The organism is Nostoc sp. CCY 9925, from assembly GCF_963920935.1.
In the GTDB taxonomy this organism is placed as follows: domain Bacteria; phylum Cyanobacteriota; class Cyanobacteriia; order Cyanobacteriales; family Nostocaceae; genus Nostoc.
This window is the reverse complement of record NZ_CAWUDO010000214.1, coordinates 1-5,091: the sequence shown is the minus strand read 5'-3', so window position 1 is coordinate 5,091 and position 5,091 is coordinate 1. Positions and strand designations below refer to the sequence as shown.

Sequence of the window (5,091 nt, the reverse complement as noted above, 5' to 3'; positions counted from 1 at the left end):
ATGACTAATGACTAATGACTAATGACTAATGACCAATGACTAATGACTAATGACTTTTTACCCAAAACGCCCTGATATGTAGTCGCGGGTGCGGGCGTCGAGTGGGTTGTTAAAGATTTGCTCTGTGGCGCCGAATTCAATCATTTGACCAATCCGACTTTCATCGGTGCTGAAGAAAGCGGTAAAATCAGAGACGCGAGCGGCTTGCTGCATGTTGTGGGTAACGATCGCGATCGTTAACTGAGAGCGCAAACTATGGATTAGTTCCTCAACTTTCATAGTAGCGATGGGGTCAAGAGCCGAGCAAGGCTCATCCATTAACAGAACTTTAGGCTTGACTGCTAAAGCACGGGCAATACATAATCTCTGTTGTTGACCACCAGAAAGCCCTAAAGCCGATTTATCTAGCTTATCTTTAACTTCATCCCAAAGAGCAGCGCTGTGAAGTGCAGACTCGACAATTTCATCTAGTTCTACTTTTGGATACCTACCTGCGATTCTCATCCCGTAGGCAACATTTTCATAAATGCTGATGGGAAAAGGATTCGGTTTTTGGAACACCATACCAATTTGGCGGCGTAATCTATTGATGTTGACACGAGGAGCATAAATATTTTGGCCAAAAAATTCTACCTCGCCTTCAACTTTTACAGGGCCTTCTAATTCACTGATGCGATTTAGAATTTTGATGAAGGTAGATTTGCCGCAACCACTAGGGCCGATAATTGCTGTTACTTGGTTTCGATAAATATCTATTGATATCTTTTCGATCGCCTTGATTGTACCATAGTAAAAACTAATATTTTTTACTTTGATAGCTGGAATTAGGTTATTCATAAATTGCTCAGGTGCGAAATAAAAATTTATCAAAAGATAATTCTGTTTATTTGATTCTTCTCTGGCTAATAACTAAGCGAGAAGCAATACTGACACATAAAATTAAGACCAATAAAATTATTGAAGTAGTCCATACTAACTGGCTTTTTTCTGGGTCGGGGTCGTTGTAGAGGTTAAAAATTAATACTGGTAAGGAAGCTGTTGGACTTAACAAACCTTCTGACCAATCTAGACTAAATAATGCAGTAAAAATTAAGGGTGCTGTTTCACCAGCAGCACGAGCTACGGCTAATAAAACGCCTGTAGTAATTCCGGGAATTGCCGCAGTGACAACGATGCGAAAGGTAGTTTGAAATCGAGTTCCACCTAAAGCAGCAGAGGCGAGGCGTTGAGATGTGGGAATAAGTTTTAAGGATTCTTCTGTTGTTAATACAATCACTGGTAGCATAATCACAGCCAAGGCAAAACCACCTGCGATCGCACTAAATCCTTTAGTTGTTAAAACGATTATACCGTAAGCAAATATTCCTACAACAATTGAAGGCACACCTGTGAGAATACTAGTGATAAAACGAACGATATTAGCAATTGGATTAGTTTGACCAAATTCAGCCAAAAAAATTCCTGTCATTATGCCTGTAGGGATGCTTAAAAAAGCACCAATAGCTACCATAATTATGGTTCCCAGAATGGCATTGCCGAACCCATTATCAATTACTGATTTGACGAAAACTTCCCATTTAATTCCAGATATTCCGCGAACAAAAATTTCCCATAAAATTGATAATAAAGGAATGAGTGCTATACCTGTTAAACTAAAGGTGATCGCATTCATGAAATAAGTAAATCTTACTCGCTCTTTTGGTAGAGTACTGCATAATTCTGTTGTTATAGATTCATCATTTTCAGACTCGATGTAACCACTCATATCTCTCACAAATTTTGGTTGTTTAACGAAATGCTTGCCTTATAGCAATTACGAATTACCAATTGAAAAATAACAACTAATAGATTCTGAATTTTGGATTTTGAATCATTTATTTTTTCTGGCAAACCACCTGACTAATAGTACAGCGCCAATATTTACAGCTAGAGTCAAGCCAAATAAAATTAATCCCAAATAGCTTAAAGCACCAATATGTAATCCTGGCTCTGCTTCCGCAAATTCATTAGCTAATACAGAAGGAATTGTATAAGCTGGATCGAGTAAAGAAGCACTAATTTGGGCAGAGTTCCCAATTACCATAGTGACAGCCATTGTTTCACCCAAAGCGCGTCCTAAAGCCAGCATTGCTGCACTGACTATTCCTGAGAATCCAGATGGTAGTAAGACTCGAAAAATTGTTTCCCAACGAGTACCACCTAAAGCCATAGATGCGCTACGTAATTCTTTAGGTATAGCCAATAATACATCACGAGTAATTGCTGCCATTGTTGGCAAAATCATGATTGCTAGAATAATTCCAGCAGTCAACATATTTGTGCCCACAGGGTCTTGTGTATTAAATAGAGGTATCATTTTCAAAGTGCTACCTAGCCATTTTTCTAAAGGTTCCAAAACTGGAATAAAGATAAAAATAGCCCATAAACCAATAATGACGCTGGGAATTGCTGCGATTAATTCCACAACAAATGCTAAGGTTGTTCGCAACGATGGGGGTAAGAAATTTTCACTTGTGACTAATGCGACTGCTATTCCCACTGGGACAGCTAATAAAAGAGCGATCGCACTACTTACTAAAGTTCCATAAATATAAGGTAATGCACCAAAAATCCCATTACCTGTATCCCAATCTTGACCCCATAAAAAGCCGACTCCAAACTGTTTAATCGCTGGTAAAGCTTCTTGGTAAATTACCCAAGTCATTAAAAATAATACAGCAAAAGTAACCACCGCAAAAAAGTATACTAGCCGTGTAAATCCTTGGTCAAACCAGAAATTTCTACCACTGATAGCTGTCAAATCTAAATTTTCATCATCATCTAAGTTCGATTGATCTAATGAATTTTTGTCGGCTGGTTCTGATGAATTTGCCATCACAAATAAAAGAGATTTTTGTGTGTGATTAGAGTAGAGACCCTGTTTTTATTATCGACTTCAGATAAAAGCTAGTGTCAGAAGGCAAAATATAAAAGAGATAACTCTATTTTTGAAAAATTTTTCATTGATTTTGGCAATCTTGTACTAGGCTAAATTAAGCTTTAAGATGTTATCTAAATGCTTAATTAAAGCTCTCAAATAGAAGTGGCTTAATAAAAAATTTTTCCAGGTTATTCCTGGAAAGGATATTTACAGAATCAGAAGTCATAATTGATAAAGAGTATATTATGATGAGTAGATTCATCCATCAATTTTTATCCTGATTCTTTAGCTATTCTGACTTCTGAATTCTTGTGTAAAATTAGCAATTAAGGCTTGACAGTGCTATTCACTGTCTGAAGTACACGATTTGCCACTTCAGATGGAATCTTGGTGTAGTTGAGGTCATCATTATACTGTTGACCATCTTTCAATACCCAATTTACCCATTTCTTGATTGCATCAGATTTGGCAGTATTAGCATACTGTTTGTAAACCATAATCCAAGTAAGACCAACAATAGGATAACCTTGTGCTGGATCTCCTACAAAAACGCGGTAGTTATCTGGGAAATTCACACTAGCCAAAGCTGCGTTTGCAGATTGCAAAGAAGGAGAAATAAATTCTCCTTTCTTATTTTGTAGCTCTGCTGATTTAAGCTTATTTTGCAGAGCGTAGGCATATTCAACATAACCAATAGAGCCAGGAGTACGAGCTACTAAAGCAGCTACGCCGGGATTGCCTTTACCTTTGAGCACATTTGGTAAATTCCATTTTGGAGCAGTGTTAGTTCCAACTCTGCCTTTAAAATAACTACTGATTGTACTCAAGTGGTTAGTAAAAATGAAAGTTGTACCGCTACCATCGGCGCGAACAGCAAATTTAATTGGTTGATTTGGTAGATTGACACCGGGATTATCAGCTTTAATTTTTGGGTCATTCCAATTGGTAATTTGACCTGCAAAAATCGCTGGTAGTGTACTGCGGGATAATTTAAGATTGTTAACCCCTGGAAGGTTATAAACTACAGAAACTGCACCGCCAGCTGTGGGTACTAAGATTACACCGTTCTTGACTTTAGCGATTTCATCATCTTTCATTGCAGCATCACTACCACCAAAGTCAACGGTTCCAGCAGTGACTTGACGAATACCGCCGCCACTACCAATTGCTTGGTAGTTAATTTTCAAGTCTGGATATTTCTTTTTAACTTCACGAGCGTAGCGTTCGTAAAGTGGAGCCGGAAAAGTTGCTCCTGCACCATTGAGAGTTTCAGCTTGTGCGATCGCGCCAAACATTGGACTAAGTGCAATAGAAGTTGTCACCAGTGAAGTAGCAACGACACGGTTCAAGATGGTGGTCGAAAAAATCATATTACCTCTGATTAAAGGAATATTTCCCTGCTGTAATCACAACCTTAATTAAGGTACATTTCTGATGGTTAAAAATTATTTAACAATAGATGAATAGGAGATTAAGCTGTGTTTAAAAATAAATTTTAAACTTTGTTTTAGACTATTAATATTTAATTGAATTAATCTATAAACAATATATTGATGAAAATTTCATTTATCTTTAAATACTTAAAAATAGTTAAATACTCATCAGCGATCGCATAGTAAATATACCAGGCGATTAGAAATCGCAGCTACACAAACGAAGTCCGCCTACGCGGACTCTAAGAATTTGAAACCCAGGATCGGTAGCTTTTGCCTGTATAGCCGCGAATTCCATTCGCCAGGGCAAACGTGTTTTTACAAAAGTGAGATGCTCCCCGAACTTATTCGTAATAACTATACGAATCCCTGAAGCAAGTTCTCAATACGCTCAGGGAAACTATTAGGTTCAGGGCAATATTATAGGGCTGGGTACTAATAAATGTATGGAAATAAACGCTTGGTTTGCTGAGAATAAGACTGATATTCCTTACCGAACCGTTCTTCTAACATCTGCTCTTGAATTGCAATTCGGTTACCAAACCAAACAACACAGACGATTAACAACAGCCCAGAACCCCATAAACTTTGTAATATGAGGCAAAAGCCAAGAAACAAAAGAATGTATAGCCGTAGTCACACAGGTTAGGACATTTTGAAAGCATGGAAGCTAGGAATAGTAACAATACTTGTCGGTTAAGGGGAAAAGGGGAAAGAAAAAACCTTTAACCTTTACCC

At 37.8% G+C, this 5,091-nt stretch carries 4 protein-coding genes; all 4 read right to left on the bottom strand.

Annotated elements, in window-relative coordinates; translation table 11 throughout:
- Nucleotides 1–57: 57 nt before the first annotated feature.
- The 4 genes from pstB to pstS all read right to left on the bottom strand — a co-directional run bounded on the left by pstB (nucleotide 58) and on the right by pstS (nucleotide 4,290).
- Nucleotides 58–837, bottom strand: coding sequence for a phosphate ABC transporter ATP-binding protein PstB (gene pstB, locus ACM0OY_RS39405; RefSeq protein ID WP_414574139.1), 780 nt, complete (start codon nucleotides 835–837; stop codon nucleotides 58–60).
- 46 nt (nucleotides 838–883) lie between these two features.
- Entirely contained in the window at nucleotides 884–1,765 is an 882-nt protein-coding gene (gene pstA / locus ACM0OY_RS39400) for a phosphate ABC transporter permease PstA (RefSeq protein ID WP_414574138.1), read from the bottom strand.
- 105 nt (nucleotides 1,766–1,870) lie between these two features.
- A complete protein-coding gene (pstC, locus tag ACM0OY_RS39395) occupies nucleotides 1,871–2,875 on the bottom strand; it encodes a phosphate ABC transporter permease subunit PstC (RefSeq protein ID WP_414574137.1) in 1,005 nt (334 codons plus the stop codon).
- A gap of 371 nt (nucleotides 2,876–3,246) precedes the next feature.
- Nucleotides 3,247–4,290, bottom strand: coding sequence for a phosphate ABC transporter substrate-binding protein PstS (gene pstS / locus ACM0OY_RS39390; RefSeq protein WP_414574136.1), 1,044 nt, complete (start codon nucleotides 4,288–4,290; stop codon nucleotides 3,247–3,249).
- Nucleotides 4,291–5,091 lie beyond the last annotated feature (801 nt).